The organism is Microcoleus sp. A006_D1 (assembly GCF_036702805.1).
Lineage (GTDB): Bacteria > Cyanobacteriota > Cyanobacteriia > Cyanobacteriales > Microcoleaceae > Microcoleus.
Genome location: NZ_JAUBVZ010000005.1, coordinates 352478 through 372918, shown reverse-complemented (window position 1 = coordinate 372918; position 20441 = coordinate 352478). Strand labels below are relative to the sequence as shown.

General features: G+C 48.1%; 13 protein-coding genes. 2 read left to right on the top strand and 11 right to left on the bottom strand.

All coding sequences use genetic code 11. The features are described from left to right. Positions 1-122: 122 nt before the first annotated feature. On the top strand, positions 123-3182 hold the full coding sequence (locus QUB68_RS12115) for a glycerol-3-phosphate acyltransferase (RefSeq protein ID WP_332992574.1): 3060 nt from the start codon (positions 123-125) through the stop codon (positions 3180-3182). Between the two features lie 199 nt (positions 3183-3381). Here the strand turns inward: QUB68_RS12115 and QUB68_RS12110 are convergent, their stop codons facing one another. The 5 genes from QUB68_RS12110 to QUB68_RS12090 all read right to left on the bottom strand — a co-directional run bounded on the left by QUB68_RS12110 (position 3382) and on the right by QUB68_RS12090 (position 10424). Continuing rightward, the gene (locus QUB68_RS12110; protein ID WP_332992573.1) at positions 3382-5109 is read right to left on the bottom strand and encodes a M10 family metallopeptidase C-terminal domain-containing protein; all 1728 of its coding nucleotides are present in this window, start codon (positions 5107-5109) and stop codon (positions 3382-3384) included. Positions 5110-5446: 337 nt separating this feature from the next. Beyond that, positions 5447-6667 carry an ABC transporter permease gene (locus QUB68_RS12105; RefSeq protein ID WP_332992571.1) on the bottom strand — a complete coding sequence of 407 codons (1221 nt, stop codon included), beginning with the start codon at positions 6665-6667 and terminating at the stop codon, positions 5447-5449. Positions 6668-6801: 134 nt separating this feature from the next. Next, entirely contained in the window at positions 6802-8019 is a 1218-nt protein-coding gene (locus tag QUB68_RS12100; protein ID WP_332992569.1) for an ABC transporter permease, read from the bottom strand. A 146-nt stretch (positions 8020-8165) separates the two neighbouring features. Next, entirely contained in the window at positions 8166-10034 is a 1869-nt protein-coding gene (locus tag QUB68_RS12095; RefSeq protein ID WP_332992567.1) for an efflux RND transporter periplasmic adaptor subunit, read from the bottom strand. 162 nt (positions 10035-10196) lie between these two features. Then, positions 10197-10424, bottom strand: a complete 228-nt coding sequence (locus tag QUB68_RS12090) for a hypothetical protein (RefSeq protein WP_332992565.1) — start codon at positions 10422-10424, stop codon at positions 10197-10199. Positions 10425-10473: 49 nt separating this feature from the next. On the opposite strand from QUB68_RS12090, the gene QUB68_RS12085 reads away from it, so the two are divergent. Then, complete coding sequence (locus QUB68_RS12085; protein ID WP_332992563.1) at positions 10474-10896, top strand: hypothetical protein; 423 nt, start codon at positions 10474-10476, stop codon at positions 10894-10896. Here QUB68_RS12085 and QUB68_RS12080 read toward each other — a convergent pair whose 3' ends face one another. From QUB68_RS12080 to QUB68_RS12055, 6 genes are all read right to left on the bottom strand, one after another. Beyond that, a complete protein-coding gene (locus QUB68_RS12080; RefSeq protein ID WP_332992561.1) occupies positions 10897-11907 on the bottom strand; it encodes an ABC transporter permease in 1011 nt (336 codons plus the stop codon). A 130-nt stretch (positions 11908-12037) separates the two neighbouring features. Continuing rightward, on the bottom strand, positions 12038-13696 hold the full coding sequence (locus QUB68_RS12075; RefSeq protein WP_332992559.1) for an ABC transporter substrate-binding protein: 1659 nt from the start codon (positions 13694-13696) through the stop codon (positions 12038-12040). Between the two features lie 332 nt (positions 13697-14028). After that, the gene (locus QUB68_RS12070) at positions 14029-14643 is read right to left on the bottom strand and encodes a hypothetical protein (RefSeq protein ID WP_332992557.1); all 615 of its coding nucleotides are present in this window, start codon (positions 14641-14643) and stop codon (positions 14029-14031) included. Positions 14644-14895: 252 nt separating this feature from the next. After that, complete coding sequence (locus QUB68_RS12065; RefSeq protein ID WP_332992555.1) at positions 14896-16023, bottom strand: type II secretion system F family protein; 1128 nt, start codon at positions 16021-16023, stop codon at positions 14896-14898. 101 nt (positions 16024-16124) lie between these two features. Beyond that, a complete protein-coding gene (locus QUB68_RS12060) occupies positions 16125-17222 on the bottom strand; it encodes a type IV pilus twitching motility protein PilT (RefSeq protein ID WP_332992554.1) in 1098 nt (365 codons plus the stop codon). A gap of 195 nt (positions 17223-17417) precedes the next feature. Next, the gene (locus tag QUB68_RS12055; protein ID WP_332992552.1) at positions 17418-19427 is read right to left on the bottom strand and encodes a GspE/PulE family protein; all 2010 of its coding nucleotides are present in this window, start codon (positions 19425-19427) and stop codon (positions 17418-17420) included. Between the last annotated feature and the right edge of the window lie 1014 nt (positions 19428-20441).

Below are 20441 nucleotides of genomic sequence, written 5' to 3'. Positions count from 1 at the left end.
TATTTACTCTACTGCTATAGTATTTTATGTGCTATTGGTGCTCATGCAATATATCTGAAGACTGAAAAAATTAGTAGATTGCAGTCATAATACTTAGAGATTGGACTTAAAGGGCTGATTTTATGCTGTTGTCGATCGCATTTCTGTTAGCTGCCAGTTTTGGTCTGGGTGCTTTGCCGCTGACTCGCTGGGCGGTGCGGCTGCTGGGCGGCAAGGATTTGAGGCGGTTGGGCACGGGGAATGCGGGCGTGTCGGCTGCTTTCATTCACGGGGGGAAATTGGCGGGAATTGCTGCGGTGTTGGCGGAAATTGCCCGGGGTATTGTGCCGGTTTTGGCGGGGCGATTTTGGTTTCCCGATGCGCCGGCGATCGCGATCGCCCTGTTGATTCCTTTAGTTGCCGCTAGATATGCGATCGCCCGAGGTGGAGGTGTGACTAACGCTGTTTGGGGTCTTTTGGCATTTTCGCCGCCGGTGGCTGTCTCATCGGGGATTTTGGGGCTGCTGGTGTGGGGTTTGGCACGGCGGTTGTGGGAAAAGGGCGATCGGGCGAGACTGTTTGCTTCCCGCTGCGGGTGTTTGTGCACGCCCATCTGGGTTTGGGTGTGGCGTCAATCTTTGCCGGAATTTTTAACCGCAGCAGGATTGGGAGTTTTACTAACAGCAATTAATCTCAGTCAGGGTGATGATATGGCTTTATCTAAATCGGAACAATTGTTTTCTCTCGATGATTCGTTGGATGCTGCAATCTGCGGCGATAAAGCTGCTAAGTTGTCTCAACTCAAACGCGCTGGTTTTAATGTTCCTTCGGGCTGGATATTGCCATCGAGGGAAGAGGGAAGTTCGGCAGCGGATTCTGTAACGGATTTAACGGATGTCACGGATAGAAGAAACAAGAAAGAAGGCAGAGGGAATAAAGATGGAAATGTCGATCGCCTTTCCAGCAGCAATCCTGTTATCCAAAACCTCAAATCCAAAATCCCCAACCGCATAATTGTGCGCTCTTCGGCTGCCGGAGAAGATGGCGATATTAGTTCCGCAGCCGGACAATATCAAACTATTGGCCCTGTTTTGACTGAAGCAGAATTGCTCGACGGCATTAACCGCTGTCGCCTGTCTTATTGGACTTCCGAAGCTGTTGCTTACCGCCGCCAGCGACAACTCCCAGATACTCAAATGGCTGTCTTGATTCAGCCTTATATTGAGGGGAAAGTTGCGGGAGTTATGTTCAGCCGCAATCCTTTAGATGGCGGTTCCCAGATAATTATTGAAGCTTTGCCGGGAGGTGCTGAATCTGTTGTCGGCGGACAAGTTACTCCGCTGCATTTGGAAGTTGATTTTACTCATTCTGAAACTTTAGAACAAAATTTAATCGCACTCGAACTCACTTCAATTATTGACAAACAAATTATAGCAGAATTAGTCAAACAAGCGCAAGCCATCGAAGCTTTATTTCACGGAATCCCGCAGGATATTGAGTGGAGTTGGGACGGGGAAAAAGTTTGGATTTTGCAAAGCCGCCCGATTACCAATTTGCAGCCGTTTTGGACGCGCACTATTGCCGCTGAAGTGATTCCGGGTGCAATTCGCCCGCTAACTTGGTCGATTAATCGGCCGCTGACTTGCGGGGTTTGGGGAGAGATTTTTCAGGTGGTTTTGGGCGATCGCGCGACTCATCTAAACTTTAAGGAAACTGCAACTTTGCTGGGTTCCCACGCCTATTTTAATGCGACTCTGTTGGGCGAAATCTTTCGGATGATGGGATTGCCGGAGCAGGGTTTGGAGTTTTTGCTCAGAGGGCAGAAGATGGGTAAGCCGCCTTTGATGAAGGTTTTGCCGAATTTGCCGGGTTTGTGGCGTCTGGTGCAGCGGGAGCGGGCGCTGAATGCAGATTTTGAGGGCGATCGTACTTCTATTTTTATCCCCGCACTGCAAAGTCTGGAGAAGTCAGTTGATAGTAGGCAGTTGGCAGTTGATAGTAGTAACAATGCCCAATGCCCAATTCCCGATTCCCAATGCCCAATGCCCAATGCCCAATTCCCTATTCCCAATTATCAGTATTTGTCGGAGTTGTTGGGGAGAGCGGAGCAAATTCAGGAGTGGCTGAAACCGATTACTTACTACAATATCTTAGGGCCGATCGGGCTGGCAATTCGTAAATCAATTTTTCGCGTTGACGATAATTGGCTTGTTAATGATACTGCTCCTGAAATTGCTTCGGTGCGAGCTTTGCAGCAGTTGGCTCAGAAATTGCGACAAGTTGCTGTTTCGCAGTCTGACGAGACTGTTTCAGCCGCAGATTTAGCACAGATATTTGCTGCAACTCCGGCTTTGCAAGCGGACTTTGAAAAGTGGCTCGATCTTTACGGATATTTGAGCGAGGTGGGAACTGATATCGCTGTTCCTACTTGGCGGGAACAGCCGGAAATTTATCAAAAATTGCTGATAACTCTCGCTCAAAAACCTGCGATTGTTAATTTAGCAGAAACTGATGAATTACGCTTGACTTTTGCGCAGAAGTGGCGCTTAAATAAATGTCAGGATCGAGCTATAGTCAAAAGCCAAATTAGCGAAATTTATGCCCGGTTGTTGGCTCATCTCCGCTGGACTTTTCTGGAGATTGAAGCTTGCGGATTGGAAATGCAAGTATTTGAGGAACCGGGAGATATCTTTTATCTGGAATTTGGGGAGATTCAGCAGTGGATTCGCAGCGGCGCGAGTGTTTCTTTTCAGGATACGATTAGGCTGAGGCGCGATCGCCTGTTAGCCGATCGCGATCGCCCGATTCCCCCTGTAGTCTACGGCAATTTGCTGCCGAATTCTCGCAAAAGGTCGATCGACCTCGCAACCGCAACATCAACAACCGCTATCATGCAGGGAATCCCCGCCAGTATCGGCTGCGTCGAAGGTTTTGTCAAAATTTGCCGCACTGTCACCACCGATTTAGGCGAAAATGCGATCGTCGTAGTACCCTACACCGATGCGGGTTGGGCACCGCTGCTTTTGGCAGCAACAGCAATTATAGCGGAAGTTGGCGGCCAATTGTCTCACGGAGCGATCGTCGCTCGCGAGTACAAAATTCCCGCAGTCATGAATGTTGCTGAAGCTACAACTCGCCTGCGAGACGGTCAAAAAGTGCGAGTAGACGGATATCTCGGCACTGTGGAATTGCTCGAACAATAACGCGCCTGAATAGACTTGAATTGCAAAAATAATTAGGACGGGCTAGAAGCCCATCCCACAAGAAAAAAATGTGGGATGGGCTTCTAGCCCGTCCGAAAATTTGATTGAAAGGACTTTTGCAATTCAAGTCTAATAGTTTTATGGAAAATGGAAAATCAAAAGTTTCGATTTTCCATTTCCTTCTCGACTCGCAACTTTCCTAAACCAAGAAATTCTGGACAACATAGTTCCCCAAATTTCTACCCGCACTCAAACCATCTACGTTAGCACTCATGAAATGGATGCCTCCATAAATCCGACTCATCCCCGATTCGTCGGCCGCTTCGGCAAAATTTTCATAGGTTCGCAAACTGTTGACAGACTTGTCTCCCTTATCTGCAAAGCCAAAATCTGAACCAAATACAGAGTTCATGACGGGCTCCGCGGCACCGCTAAAGGTACTGTGTCCTGACGAATACTCTGGGAAGGGCGGAGTTGCAATCAGCGGCGTCCACTGGGGGTCGGCTGTGGTGTTGGGATTGTTGTCTTTGTCAGCTTGGCGAATAGCTGTCACGGGCCGCCAGGTATCGTATTTGTATTTGGCATCCCAGCAGGTAATAGCTGCATCGGCTTCGGCAATATTTAGCAGCGCGAACAAGCGGGCGCTATCTTCCAACGATGTGCCGGCCAGGGCCGATGCTTCTTGAGCGATTTGGTTCCAGTGCCCGGGGGGAGTAAAAGTACCTCCGCCGTTGGCCCAGAATTTGGCGATCGCTGTTTGGTCTGGTGTCCGTGTCAAACTGTCAACCTTGCCGATTTCTTTAGTTTGGTTAAACTCCTCTGCGTACTTGGCGCTATTGAGGGCGGGCGGGCCCGACGGGCGGAACTGCGAACCGCTAGTCATCGCAAAGGGAGTCACATCCGGCCACTGGGGTGCCAGCGACGCGGCCAGGGCGGGAGGAGTCGGCTGCCAACTGCCGGGGTCAGTTTTGGGGGTGTACGACACTACTTTGGTGGCGCCGTCTGTACTCCGCCAACTGATCATTTGGTCAGCAACTTGTCTACCTAGGGCGATGCCGTCATCTTTGGATTTGCCGTCGGGAATTGTCAACAGAGATGATTGGTATGCTGCATCGAATTTTGCTGCTTGTGCAGGATAGAGGCTGACTAATACCTGTTGGGCTGCTGCTGCTGCTGCTGCTTCTTGTGACGCGCCTGCGGGTGCATCTATGCTGACGCGGTAAGGGCTGTATTTTTTGCTAATCGAGTTCACAGCGTCGTAAATGGCGGCGGAAACCATTGCCATATTGCGGGAGGCTAGCGGAGGCGGGCTGCTGGCTGTGCGGATGGCGTCGAGCATTGTTCCGTTCCAGTCTATGATGGGCTTTCCCGATAGGTGAGTTGTAAAGTTGTCGGGGGTGACGCTGCTGCTGTTGACTCCTGGCAATACTGCTAAATATTCGCCTGTGAGTTTGTCTTGAATTACGGTGCTGTTGCTGTTAGCGTCTGTGCCTTGCTGGATGTTTAAGTCTCCAAATGTCAGGCCGTCGAGCAATCGAATTTTGTCCTTACCTTTCTCGAAGTCGGTGATGTAGTCGGCCGTGGCTACAGTGGGGCCGCCGTTGCCTTTGCCGATCGCAAAAATGTCATCGCCTTCGCCACCGCTGAGGGTATCGCTGCCTTTGCCGCCGTCGAGGGTGTCGTTGCCGGAATCGCCAAAAATTAGGTCGTTGCCTTTGCCGCCCCAGATGATATCCTCGTCTGCACCGCCGAAAATTGTATCGTTACCTTGGTCGCCGCAGATTTTGTCTTTACCTCGATCGCCTTCAAGAAAGTCATCTCCGCCCTTGGCATAAAGTATGTCGTTGCCATCCAAGCCGCTAATTCTGTCTGGTGTTGAAGTTCCTTCGAGAAAGTCGAATTTAGGACTACTGGTAAGAGATGCCATTGGTATTTATTTGATATTTTTCATTAACTAATAGCAAAGAATCATAGCATTGATAAATGCTCATGTCTGTTTGCTTCTAATTTATATTATTAGACTTTCCGCTTACTACGTAAATACCCGGACTACAACTTTATTCAATCTTTAATCTTTAACTCATCTTTGTAAAGTTTCCGGTTTGATTTCTACGTAAAAATAAATAAATTTTGCTAAATATTGACAATGCCGCTGGTTTTATTAATATTTAAAGATATATATATCCTGGTTAGCATCAAACTGTAACATTATGTATGTACTTGTCTCGGTATCTACTTAAGTATATTATATGTGTGACTATTTGTTAAGCACTTCTTAAAGCTGCGATCGGGTCGAGTTTGGAGGCTTGGCGCGCGGGGACGACGCCGAAGAACAGGCCCACTGTGCCGGAGACGCTGACAGCCAGGGCGATCGCCACGGGCGAAATACCAGCTTGCAGGGGCGTAAAATTACCTACAAGCAAGATACCGCCGACACCTACGCAAGTACCGACTATCCCTCCGGCAGCAGATAAAATTACAGCTTCGACGATGAATTGAAACAAGATATCTTGTTGGGATGCTCCGATCGCCTTTCTCAGCCCGATTTCTTGAGTCCGCTCGCTCACGGAGACTAGCATAATGTTCATAATCCCAATGCCGCCCACCAACAGCGAAATGCTAGCAACAGCAGTTAACATAATTGTCAGAGCCCCGGAAATCGCCCCCATTGTTGCCATTAAATCTTTCTGATTTCTGACAGTAAAGTCATCTTCTGTGGTAATCTTGTGCCGCAGTCTCAGCAAGTTTTCCACCTGAAATTGAGCCGCATCCATTTTCGACTCATCTTGAATTGAAATAAACAGCGAGGTGACAGCTAAACCGTAGGGAGATTTGCGCCCGACAATGCGGTTGGCCATGGTGGCGATCGGCACAACAGCCGAGTTATCATAATTCGTACCAAAAGATGTCCCTTTCGGCGCAAATACTCCAATGACTTTCATACTGACATTTTTGACTCGCACTTGTTCGCCGAGGGGATTGGTATTAGCAAACAGTTTCTCGGCTAATTCTGAACCGAGAACCACAACTTGATTGTTTTTCTTAATATCAAGTTCGGTCAAAAATCGCCCTTTAGCCATTTCAAAGTTTCTGACAGTCAGAAATTCTGGAATTGTCCCAAAAATTAGAGACGAGACATTTTTGTTGCTGTAGCGAACGATTTCTGAACTGTTGAGTTCTGCGGAGACACCTTGCACCGACGGGACTTGAGTTGCGATCGCCTTAGCATCTGGTAATATCAGTGTTTGAGGCGCATTGCCGATCGCATTTCGCCTAGCGTTGGGCACTCCCGGTCTCACAATCAATACATTTGTACCCAGGGATTTAACTTGTCCGCCCACAAAATTTTGAGCACCCTCTCCAATACCAATCATCGCAATTACCGAGGCGTTTCCGACAATCATCCCAATCATCGTCAAACTGCTGCGAGTTTTGTTTGCGAGCAGTGTTTGACCGGCCATTTTAACGCTTTCAATAAAATTCATAATTGGTTATTGGTTATTGGTTATTGGTTATTGGTTATTGGTTATTTGTTTTACTACAGTCAACAGTCAACAGTCAACCGTCAACCGTCAACCGTCAACCGTCAACCGTCAACAGTCAACAGTCAACAAACTAATTAAGCACTTCTCAATGCGACAATCGGGTCTAATTTAGCAGCTTGTTTTGCGGGTACGATGCCGAAAAATAAGCCAATGCTGCCAGAAACGCCGACTGCAAGGGCGATCGCCACTGGAGACACGCTAGCTTGCAGAGGAGTAAAAGCAGACACCAAAAACACGCCGCCGATACCGAATCCAGTACCGATCGCGCCACCAGCAGCCGACAAAATCACAGCCTCAATCATAAACTGAATCAGAATATCCTGAGGAGAAGCACCGATCGCCTTTCGCAGTCCAATTTCCTTAGTACGTTCAGTCACAGAAACCAGCATAATATTCATAATCCCGATGCCGCCCACAAACAGCGAAATTGCCGCCACAAAAGCCAACATCAGAGTCAAAGCCCCAGTAATGCTGCCCAAAGTCTTCATTAAATCTTTCTGATTTCGGACAGTAAAATCATCCTCTTTAGTAATATTGTGGCGCAAGCGCAGCAAATTTTCAATCTGAAATTGCGCCGCCCTCATTAACTTCTCATCCTTCACAGAAACCGAAATAAATGTTACCTTAGTACCGTAGGGAGACGAGCGGCCGACAATCCGGTTAGCCATCGTTGTCAGGGGCAAATAAATATTCATATCTTGATTGTCGCCAAAACTAGAACCCTTAGACTGCATCACCCCAATCACTTGAAACGTCGCGTTTTTGATGCGAACATATTGACCGACAGGCTGCGTATTGCCAAACAATTGTTCAGCAGCTTCCGAACCTAAAGCAACTACATTTTCCTGTCTTTCCAAATCTAATTTGTTTAAAAAACGACCTCGACCAACATCAAAGCTTCTTACCGACAGAAACTCGGGAGTAGTTCCGACAATGGAAGAGGAAACGTTTTTATTGCGGTAAGTAACCAGTTGACTGTCATTGAGAGTGGGTGCAACTTCTTGGACAGAAGGAACTTGAGAGGCGATCGCCTGAGCATCTTCCAACACCAAAGTCTGAGGAGGAATCACCGGGCGGCTTTGCGCGTCAGGACTTCCGGGAATGATAAACAGCAAATTTGACCCCAGAGAGTTAACTTGTCCCGCAATAAACGTCTGAGCACCTTCACCGATACCGATCATCGAAATTACAGAAGCATTACCGATGATAATTCCTAACATCGTCAAGCTACTGCGTAACTTATTTGCTGTCAAAGTTGTGACAGCCATTTTGACGCTTTCAATAATATCCATGAGTCTATTTTAGATTTTGGATTTTGGATTTTACATTGGGGAAGTTTTCGATTTGGGAATTGGTATGCCCTATGCCCTATGCCCTATGCCCTATGCCCTATGCCCTATGCCCTATGCCCTATGCCCTATGCCCTATGCCCCATTCCCTACTTTTGATTCTTAATAATATCCTCCAACTTTTTACCAGCAGGAAGTTCAGTAAAAACCCGATCGCCCGCCTTAGCACCCTCTAAAATCTGAATCTTGTTACCAATCGTCGATCCAACCGTCACAGGCTTAAACTTCGGCTGCTGCTTCTCATCAGGAACCAGCACACCCGTTTGACCTTTATTAGTCACAATCGCCACCGTCGGGACAACCAAAGCATTGCTGAGCTTTTGACCAACAAATTTCAAATCTACATTCATCCCCGACTGCAAGAAATCCTTGCCAGTGTCAATGGCGACGCGCACTTGAAACAGCGTCACATCCCGTTCCTTAACAGCTTCCGGCGCAATCAACTTAACGCGGCCCTTAAACACTTTATCGGGATAAGCATCAGCCACAATTTCAACCTCTTGACCCGGTTTAATTTGACTGATATCTGCCTCCGGGACTTTCGCCAAAACTTCCACATCTCTAGCGAGAGCAACAATCGATGTCGAAGTAGCCGAAGTTGCTTCCGACGCCGAAGTTGCCGGAGTTACAAAAGCTCCTTGAATCGCGTATCTTTGGGTAATAACTCCTGCAAAAGGAGCGCGAACTTTCGTATCTTCTAACTGCACTTCTTGATAGCGGACTTGAGCTTGAGCTTCCGCTAAATCAGCTTTAGCCGAAGCTATTTCTTCCGGGCGAGCCCCGTTTTCTTGTACGGCTAATTGGCTTTTTGCTTCAGCAACTGCTGCTTGGGCTTTAGCAATTTCTTCTGGACGATTGCCGTTTTCAATTTGCGCTAATTTGCTTTTCGCTTCAGCAACTTCTGCCTCACCTTTAGCAATTCCTTCCGATCGCGTACCGTTTTGTAACTGCTTCAATGCTTGCTGCTCGACTTGTGCCGCAGCTTGCAGTTGCTTAATTTGCGACTCGCGACTTTCTTGCAGTTGTTGCAGGCGTTTTTGGGCTTCTGTTACCTTAGCTTGGGCAGTGCGATTTTCTTTGATTAATTCATCCAGCTTATCTTGAGCAAGAGCACCTTCTTGCACTAACGGGCGGTTACGTTCCACCCGCTTAGCTGTTAGTTCAGCTTGGGCTTTACTCGATACAATTTGCGTTTGTGCTTGGGCAATTTCTTGTTTAACACTGCCAGTTTGAGCATCTGCTAAACGGGCTTGAGCTTGGGCTAAACGAGCTCGCCCTTGATTTACTTCTTCTACGCGGTTGCCGGCTTGGAGTTGCTGCAAGCCGGCTTGAGTTTGCTGTAAACGAGCTCTAGCTCCTGCAACTTCTTCGGATCTGCTCCCCGCTTGAAGTTGTGCGAGAGTGGCCTCGGCTTGATCTAAGCGCGCGCGGGCGCTGGCGATGTCCTCAGCTCGATTTCCGGCTTCGATTTTGGCGAGTTTGGCTCGAATGCTGGCTTCGCGAGCTTTAGCTTGAGCGAGCTGAGCTTCCACGTCGCGGCTTTCCATGCGAGCAACGATTTGTCCTGCTTCGACGCGATCGCCCTGTTCGACAAATAACTCTGCGATGCGGCCGGAGCCTTTGGGGCTGAGATTCACGCGCTGTACGGGCTGCACCGTCCCGCTCGACGTAATCCGCACCGTCAGGTTTTGCGCTTCCACCGGCACTGTCATGGTGGCGATCGCATCTACTTTCGGCTGCGATCGGCTTTTTGCTATATATATGGTAGTCGGTACAGCTAGCAACCCGGCTGCAACCAAGCCGATCGCCCACCGCGACATCTTCCGCGCCGGTTTCTTCGGGGACTGCTTTTGGGCGGTTTTGTTATCTGCAATTTTAGTCTCTGGGGCCTTGGTGTCTACAGTCTGAGTATCTTCTACCTTGACCTGAGCAGTTTCCTTTTTGGGGCTAACGATCATACCGACTCACCTAATTTAAATCTCAGGATTAACTTAAAAGTAAAATTTTTTCTGATGCTTGGCATCGTCTTTCAGACTCATCCGATCGGGTGATTTAAAAAAAGTTCCCCAACCAGCACCTGTAAACAATTATAGCTAATCTTTGCAACTTATTAAAAAATGTTAAGTTTTTTCAGTCTCAGGATGTAGGCCCAAACTGCGATCGCCCAAACAACTCACTCTCTGCGCAGGCTTTCCCCAGGCAGCGACACCTACTAAACTAGGTTGTGAGTTGTTTGGGCGATCGTACAGTGCGTGGCTAGAACGACACAATATTCGCTGACTCTCATAAACCCGATTTGTCGATCGCAAGGTGGTCAAATCCTGAATATCGATCGGCCCTGTGCCCACAACAGGTTAAAATATTTTGCAAATCCGTTAAAAATGGAAACGCCCAAACATGAATCGTCCCCAAAGCGTTACAATTCTGGCAATCTTGCAGCTAATTAGCGGCATTTTCAGTCTTATTGACGGCTTGTTCATCCTATTATTTGCAGGCATTTTTGGCGGTCTTGGTGCGGCTGTCGGCGGCGCAAAAGTTGGCACTGTCATCGGCGGCTTCATTGCAATTTTTGCGACGATCGCTATAATTATCGGAATTATTTCCCTAGTCTTAGCATGGGGTTTGTTTCAACTCAAAACTTGGGCTTGGACGGGAACATTAATCATCCATGTCGTCGCCATTCTCGCGCAAATTGCCAAAATGTTGGGTAGCGCAGGTGCAGCAGTCAATTTTTTATCTCTGGGTTTTGCCGTCGCTACCATTTACTACCTGCTACAGCCCGATGTTAAACAAGCATTTTCTGTTGAACTCCCCTTTTAATTAACGGTACTGAATTCTTGGATCAAAAAAAGCATAGGAAATATCAACCGCCAGATTGATCAGTACAAAAGTCACAGCCACAAAAATTACTCCACCTTGAACAATTGGGTAATCCCGCGCCAGAATACCGCTGTAAATCCAAGAACCAATTCCCGGCCAGGAGAAAATTGTTTCAGTCAGAATCGCGCCACCTAAAAGCGTGCCGAACTGTAAACCAATAGTTGTGACGATCGGCAAAAACGCATTTTTCAAACCGTGTCTCAAAATCACCCAAAATTCCGGCAAACCCTTAGCCCGCGCCGTGCGGATGTAATCTTGCGATAACACTTCCAGCATCGCAGCACGAGTGATTCGAGCGATAATAGCTAGTGGGATAGTCCCTAAAGTCAAGGCTGGGAGGATTAAATGGGCGATCGCATCCCGCAAAGCCGCCAAATCCCACCTCAGCAACGAATCCAAAACATAAACACCCGTAATCGACTTAAAACCAAACCCCAAATCCACACTCATCCGCCCGCTAGGAGGCAGCCATTTCAGATAAACAGCAAACAAATAAATCAACATCAAACCCAACCAATAGACTGGTAAAGATACCCCAATCAAAGAACCGCTCATCGTCAGATTGTCCAGCCAGCTATTCTTCCGAACCGCCGCCAAAATTCCCGCCGGAATTCCCAGCAAAAGGGCCACCAACATCGCCGCTACAGACAGTTCCAAAGTAGCAGGCCAGCGAATTATAATTTCATCAACAATCGGAATCCCGCTAATAATACTATTTCCCAAATCAAAGCGAAGCAAACTCCCTAAAAAAGCCAAATATTGCCAAGGTAAAGGCTGATTCAAACCCAATCTCGCTCTCAAGATTTCCACCTGTTCGGGAGTTCCCCGTTCTCCCAAAAGTACAGTCGCCGGATCTCCAGGTATCAGGTGCAAAAAAGCAAATACCAGCAGCGTAATTCCGAACAGGACTGGCAATATTCCCAGCAAACGTTTAACAATATATTGAAACATCAGTTGATTTTAAATGCGAGCTCATTCCCGGTCAATTACCATCAGTTCGTAGTGCGGACTTCAGTCCGCAAAAATCTGCGGACTTCAGTCCGCACTACGAACCTTACTTATTGATCAAACCAAATCTTTATTATGACTTACTAACATCCTCAAAAGACTCCGAACCCAAAGGACTCGGAATCCAACCTTGAATATTCTTGCGTTTCCCTAAAAGCGGCTGCGAATGTACGATCGGCAAACGCACAGCCTCCCCATGCAAAATCTCGCTAACTTCCGCATAAATTTTCCCTCTAGCTGCTTTATCCCCACTAGCCCTCCCCCGATCTAAAAGTTCCAAAACTTTCTGATTTTTCCAATTTCCCAAATCGGCCGTCGAACCAGGCCCGAAGTGAGGATAATAAAAATTATCTGGATCGCCATAATCTCCCGTCCAACCCATCATAAAAGCTTGGAATCCCGGAGGTTTTAGCCGATCGGCTATATAAGCAGACCAATCCTTTGTCAGCAACTTTACCCGAATCCCGATCGCGCTCAAATCCGCCGCAAAAGCCTCAGCAATCGGCTTCGGCGTGGGAAAATAGGGACGGCTGACCGGCATATACCACAAATCCAAATCAAAACCGTTCGGATAACCGGCTTTCGCCAACATTGCTTTAGCTTGCTGCGGGTTAAATTCGTAATCTTTAACTTTGTCAGACTCCGCCCAATTCAGCGAAGGCGGGATAAATTGCGAGTCATATTTTCCCAGATCTCCCCAGAAAGCCTTGACTATAGCTTGCTTGTTGATTGCTTGCGCGATCGCCCGCCGCACCTCCGGTTTCGCCAAAGGCGCGTAACTCGGATTTAACCCTAAATAACCCACATTAAAAGAAGGCCGCACAACAGCTTCTAAATTAGCATCAGCTTGCACCTCTTTCAATTGATCCGGCGTTAAATCCACAGTAAAATCAAGTTGACCAGCCCTCAATTGAGCGAGTCTCGCCGCCGGATCGTCCACAAAACGAAGTACCAACTGATTGACTTTCGGCGTTCCAGTTTTCCAATAATTCGGATTTTTTTCTAAGATAATGCGATCGCCCGATCGCCATTCCTTAAACACAAAAGGCCCCGTACCCACCGCCAGCGACCCCGGAGTGCCGTATTTAGCCCCCGCTTTTTTCACCGCCGCCGGACTCGCAATCCCAAAATAACCCGACCCAATCGCCGCAGGAAAAGCCGCAAAAGGCCGATTTAACACAAACTTAATTGTAGACTTATCAACAACGGTCACCTCCTTGACCAGGGAATCTTTATCGCCCTTAAACCCAGCAAAAAAGTCCTTCCAAATTTGATAAGTTTTGCCAGATTCTCGATAACCGTCAGGATTTTTCGCATCCCACCAGCGATCGACATTAAACTTAACAGCTTCCGCATCAAAATCCGTGCCATCGTGAAACTTTACTCCCGATCGCAATTTAAAAGTCCAAGTTTTGCCATCCGTGGAACTCGACCATTCAGTAGCGAGACTCGGTGCGAGTTCCACAGTACCCGGTTTAAAATCTGTCAAGCGATTGTAGATTTGGTCGATCGCAATCACCGAATTACCATCAGTAACATTTCCCGGTTCCAGATTCACCGGCGGCCCGCCCGCACCGTAGACTAAAGCCCCCGCTGGAACAGTCCCAGGAGTTGTCGCAGTTGGAGAATTATTGCTAACCGTGTTTGAAGTAGTGCTGCAATTGGAGAGAATTACAGCCATCCCAAAAACTAGAGCTAATAAAACCAAACGCCAAGATTTTAACAACCTCATCTCCATAGCTCCTATTTAATAAAAAATTATACTCATCTAAATAAATTTCTAATTCCCTCTTTCTTTCCCCTCTGCGCTCTCTGCGTCCTCTGCGGTTAAATTAGTAAATTCTATCTTCAAATCAAATTTAATTAACAAAACCAAATATAACACACCATCCCTCTTGCAATCCCATAATTTTATATGTTGAAATGTATCTGCGTTAATCTGTTTAATCTGCCTTTCATCTGCGGTTGATTGACAATTAAAGATTTATGCAATTCAAATATACCAATTACCCATTACCAATTACCCATTACGAAACCTACCTGATTGTCGATCGCACAACTATCCTACAACTCATAACTCTCCTCACCCCTACTCCCCAATTCTCCCCCACCCAGAAAATCCTCATCCTCTGCTTCCTCAACTTCAGAGTCAAAACTTTCAACAACAAACGGCAAACCGGCTGCCATCAAACCGCGTTGAATGCGATCGGACGTTTCCTCAAACAACACAAATAGCGGATGAACCGCCTCAGCTTCATCGCTGAAAATATGCCTGTAGCGGTACGGCATCACCCACTCGTAACCTTTATCCAGCCAAACCTGACACTGCCGCCAGCGGCCCAACAATGCAGAAAAATCCTCCCCTGGGCGATGAATGAAAATCAAAATTTCCACCCCAATTTTAACTTTCCATTCGGGATCGCACATCAAAATCGCCAAATCGCAAGGCAAACAAACTGCCTGTCCGGGCGCTATGCTAGTCCCCCCCCTACCCGCAGAGGAAGCCCCCTCCCGCAAGCGCGCAATGGGCAAAGGAATGCTAATTAAACTTTCGTTAGCGCGACGGATACTCGGAATCATTTCCATGTACAGCCGATATTTTTTCAGCAGGGCGATCGCTGCCGAAAATTCGCTGTACTGTGCTAGTAAAGCCTCGTAATGTGATTGTTTGACAGACATTTTAAATCAATTAATAATTAATTAGTCATCAGTCATCAGTCATCAGTCATCAGTCATCAGTCATTAAGTGCTGTCCCCGCTCGCTTTCGGTGAATTCAATGTCATTATTTAGGAATTTTGACAACTGTCAACTGACAACTGACAACTGTCAACTGTCAACTGACAACTGTCAACTGACAACTGACAACTGTCAACTGACAACTGACAACTGTCAACTGACAACTGTCAACTGACAACTGTCAACTGACTTTTTTACATCTTCTGAAACACTGAGAACATCGGCAGATACATCGACAGCAAAATCGCACCTACGATACCACCCACGACGACAATCATCAGAGGTTCTAGCATACTGGTAAGTCCTTTTACCGCTTCTTCAACTTCCGTTTCATAGAAAGCGCCAACTTTCATCAGCATCTTGTCAAGTTCCCCAGTTTCCTCACCAATTGCCATCATTTGAATAGCCAAAGACGGGAAAATCTGCTGTTCTTGCAAAGCAATACTGATCATACCGCCGTTTTGAATTTCCTGTCTGGCATATTCGATCGCATTGGATATCGCCTGATTACCCGCCACATCTCGCACAATTTCCAAAGAACTGAGAATCGGCACACCCGATCGCGTCAGCGACCCAAATATCACGCAGAACCGAGCCACAGCCGACTTTTCGATCAAATCTCCAAAAATCGGCAATTTCATCGCAATTCGATCAATCTGTAAGTGACCCATTGGAGTTTTATAGTACATATCAAAGGCAAATTTCAGCGCTATAATTACCCCAATAACTGTCAACTGTTGAATGGGAGGCCAAGCCGTACAAAATGCACTAATTGCCAACATGAACAGCGTAAAAGCCGGCAAATCCGCCCCAATATCCTTAAATATTTTGGCGAAAGTGGGCAGCAAGAATATGGTCATTGCGAAAAAGATCACCACCGCGATAAACAGCACAGTCTTGGGATAAGACATAGCCGAATTAATTTCCGCCTCAGTCTTGTGATTTTTTTCCATCATCAGCGCCAGACGGTCGAGGGTTTCATCTAGCACACCGCCGACCTCTCCCGCCGCCACCATACTGATAAATAGTTGGTCAAACACATCAGGAAACTTAGACATCGCCTCTGCTAAGTTTACCCCCTCCTGCACGTCAGCATTCATGCTCCTGAGCGCTCGCTTCAACTTAGCATTAGAACACTGCTCTTGCAGCACGGAAAGGCATCTCACGATCGCCACCCCTGCATTAAACATAGCCGCAAACTGACGAGCAAAAATAGCCATATCCTTAACAGTCAGACTGGTAAGGTTATACTCGAATTGCTCCTGAATCGCACTGAAATCAAAGCCACCTTTCGGTTTTTGACGGACAACGTTGGTAGCCACAGCTCACCTCTGAAAATTTATTAAAATTTATGACTCAGCAGTCATCAGCCATCAGTCATCAGTTCTTTCAGCATACTCCTGACTAATGACTGCTGACTTAATTAATGAGCCCCTACCTTGGCGCCACCGACAGGTGCCGGGCCGATCAAGCGTTCGAGTTCGTCCGCCTTAGAAGCCTTAGCCATTGCCGATTCCCAACTGACTTTACCTGTCTTGTAAAGTTCAGCGAGGGCCATTTCCATCGTCCTCATGCCCAATTTCGCCCCCATTTGGATTTGGGAGTAAATCATCGGAGTTTTCCCCTCCCGGATCAAGTTAGCCATAGCTGGAGTATTCACCATGATTTCCATAGCGCAGCAGCGGCCGCCCCCAATTTTCACCACCAAATTTTGGCTGCAAATTCCCACCAAAGAGTTAGACACCTGGGCGCGAACCTGGGGTTGTTGAATTGGCGGGAACACGTCCAAAATCCGATCGACCGTTGCACCAGCCGAATTCGTGTGCAGCGTTCCCATCACCATGTGACCCGTTTCCGCCGCCGAGATTGCCAGACCGATCGTTTCCAAGTCGCGCATTTCCCCCACCAGAATCACATCAGGATCTTCCCGCAGGGCTGCTCTGAGCGCATTAGAAAAGCTCTTAGTATCTTCGCCCTTTTGACGCTGGTGAAACAAACTCTTGATATTCGGAAACACATATTCGATCGGGTCTTCAACTGTGAGAATGTGTTCTGCCCGCGTCCGGTTGATCAGATCCAACAAAGCCGCCATCGTCGTAGTTTTCCCAGAACCCGTTTGTCCCGTCACCAACAGCATACCTCTGGGTCTTTCCGTCAAGTCCCGCAAAATCTGTGGCACGCCTAAAGCATCTGCGTTAGGAATCTTAGAAGCCAGAGCCCGCATACAAGCAGCCCAAGCACCCCGCTCCCGGTACACATTCACCCGGAACCGAGCCAATCCCTTCACCCCGTAAGCGCAGTCGAGTTCCCACTCCATTTCCAAGTGCTTACGCTGCATATTGTTGAGCATTTGGAAAATCAGGATCTGCACTTCCTCGGCAGACAGAATGTCGCCGTATTGCGACTGAGGAGTTAGTTTCCCGCTGACGCGGAAGAAGATAGGCGCGCCTGCTTGGATGTGTATGTCGGAACCCCCTTGCTCTACCAGGGACTCCAATACGTCTTCAATCATCAGACCCATAGATATCTCTCCCTAATCAAGTTGATAGTTATTGACCAATTTAACTCAGTTGTCAGTGGACTGTTGACTGTTGACTGTTGTCAGTTTTAACAATTACCCATGCTCCATGCCCGATGCCCCATGCCCGATGCCCCATGCCCCATGTCCGATGCCCGATGCCCGATGCCCGATGCCCGATGCCCCATGACTCCCCAATCAATCCAAAAAGCGCGGCGTCAAGCAGTACGGACAATCCAGCATCTCCGGCTTCAATTCCGCCCGACAACTTTTGCAGGTAAGTCCCTGCTTCCGTTTGGCTTTCAGTTCCGCCTCCAGCCCCGAGTCTGTAAACGTCACCCGCTCGACTTCTTCAAAGGTAGTCGCGCCTTCCCGCACTAACTGCAAGCTGTAAGCCAACAACGTTTTCATTCCTTCTTCTACCGCTGCTTCCTTGAGTTGCTCTGTCGGAGCCCCTTGAGTGATCAGAGTTTGAAGCCGCTCAGTATTTTTCAGGAACTCGTAAACCCCGATCCGTCCTTTGTAGCCTAGGCCGCCGCACTTGCGACAAAGTTGGTCGCGTTCTGCTAGTTGCTTCCTTTCCTCCACCGGTACGATGTTGGCTCTGTTTACAGTCAGATCGATTTCTTGAGAAGCCGACAGACCGTACCGACCGAGTTCTTGAGCGGTAGGCTGGTAAGGAATGCAGCATTTGTCGCAAACGCGCCGCATCAGACGCTGAGCTAACACGCCCAACAAAGCGGCCGACACCATGAACGGTTCTACGCCCATTTCGTCCAAACGCGCGATCGCCCCAGCCGCGTCATTCGTGTGCAGCGTCGTCAGCACTAAGTGTCCCGTCAAAGCAGCTTCCAGAGCTGTTTTGGCCGTTTCCCTGTCCCGCGTTTCTCCCACCAGGATCACGTCAGGGTCTTGCCGCAAAAACGCCCGCAGCAGGTTGGAAAAACTCAAGTCTTTTTCCCGAATTACTTGACATTGGGTAATTCCTGGCAAAGCATATTCGATCGGGTCTTCCGCCGTACTGATATTAACCCCCGGATCATTCCGTTCCGCCAGAATCGAGTACAGAGTAGTTGACTTGCCCGAACCCGTCGGCCCCGTCACCAAAATCAGTCCGAACGGACGGCTAGCCGTCTCTCGCACCAAAGCCAGAGTTTCTTGATCCGAGATCAACAAACCCAAACCCAACTGAGTGCTGGAACTGTCCAAAATCCGCAGCACGATTTTTTCGCCGTACCGCGAAGGCAAGCTATTCACCCGGAAATCCACCGTGCGTCCTTCAAACACCCGCCGGATGCGACCATCTTGAGCTTGTCGCCGTTCGGCAATGTCCAGGTTGGCAATAATCTTGAAACGAGCCGTAATCGATGCGACTACCTGTTTCGGAAACCGGAAATACTCTTGCAGCACTCCGTCTTTCCGCATCCGTATCCGCATGAACTCTTCTTGAGGTTCTACGTGGATGTCAGACACCTTTTCCGACAAAGCTTTAGCCAAAATGACGTTGACAGCCTTAATTACCGGAGCGGCCTCAGCATCGTCTATGGTGTTAGCTAGGTCTTCTTGATCCGCAGTCTCCTCTTCTAGCGAAAGTTCCCCAAAATCTCCCTCCCCGAGCTCCAGCTTTCTCTGCTTGTCGGCTTCTGCTATTTTCGCTGCTACCTTAACTTGGTCGTCTTGATACGCCGAAGTTATGTCCTGATAGTCATCTGGCGTAATCACCCGTCGCTGCAAAGCCAAGCCGTGAGGCTGTAAAATCCGCCGCAAATCTTCTATGGCGTTGAGGTTGTCGGGATCTACCATTGCCACTAAAACCGCCGGAGGCTCACTTTCAGTCTTTGCTACAGGTAAAAACCGACCTTGGTGGCAAATGTCGATCGAAATCTTCAACCGATCGAGCATCGCTCCTAGTTGCTCGTTCGACAATTCGCTCATCTCCGGGTCAAATGCTTCAACCCCGTAGACAATCTTCCGTTCAAACATCTGCTGCTTCTTGTAAAGCCGCAGCAATTCTGGAGGCAACGGCTGCCCCGTAAGTGCTTCTAATACCTCCGTCAACCGCTTGCCCGAGTCCCGGCTTTGAATTTGAGCTTGCTTGAGTTGCTCGCGGTTGACATAACCCGACTGAATCATCTTATTGAGAGCCGGAGCAAGATCAGTCACAGCAACTATCGATTTGGAGCTAGACCCCTGGAATCTGTTAGTCATATAAAAACACTCAATAGGTGGGAAACTCAGTCACAAAAAGTGCTGAGAGGAAAACCAACTTGGGGTTTTAACCCCCGTATGCTTTGCTTGTGGATGAGCTATCGCGATTTTATGGCTCAATCCCTATCTTTAAAGTGTAAGCTTCTACTCCCCTCTCATTTTCCTCCACAAATTGACGAGATGTTGGAGGGATTGGCCGATGCTGACTGGATCGGGTTCGTTGAGTCCTAAGTTGCTTGCTTGCTGGATTAACTCCCGGGATACTCTGGTTCTAGCCCAGAGGGCGCATCACTTGGAGATTGCCCGTACCGTTCGAGAACAGCGAGGCGGGGTGTGTCCCCGAACCGCGCTGGTTCTATATTCGCAAATTGTTCGATCGAATTACAGCGCCTGTGGCGGCGCGGTTAGCTGTTAATTGGTCACCAAACAAGACTTCGGACTATTTTTGATTGCCAACCAACCGTATCATAACGGTTTCAGGGCACTCCTCTGGGAGGGCAGCGCTGGCGAGGCACACTCAGGTTGCGGGTAAATCTAGGGTTTGAAACTGTAACTTAATTTGTGGACAAAGCTACCCATCCTTTACTATTTGGGTAGCTTTGTCCGCAATTCTTTCAATCACATCACGCGAAACTATTTGCCCCTAGTTCAATTTGTTTTTGCCCCCGTGCCATTGGATTGCAGATGCGGGCGTCTTGCTTAACAGTTGACCTGGGACAGTTGACCTGGGACAGTGAAGTTTTTAGGCAGGGGATTTAAGCCCCTGCCTAAAAACAATCCACCTAAAGGTGGGGGCTTAAATCCCTGTGCTTTGGTTATAGGAATCTCCATTTGGACTCATTATATTTTTCACCAGAAAGAATTGGTTTAAAGCCGGAATCCTTAAAGGCGAGAAATTAAAACAAGACTATTCATTAGTCGAATCCTCGGACTTCCAGGTAGAGGTCGCCCTCAACTGTCAACTGTCAACTGTCAACTGCCATGTTGACGCTCGCAGGAAGTCGTATATAATAC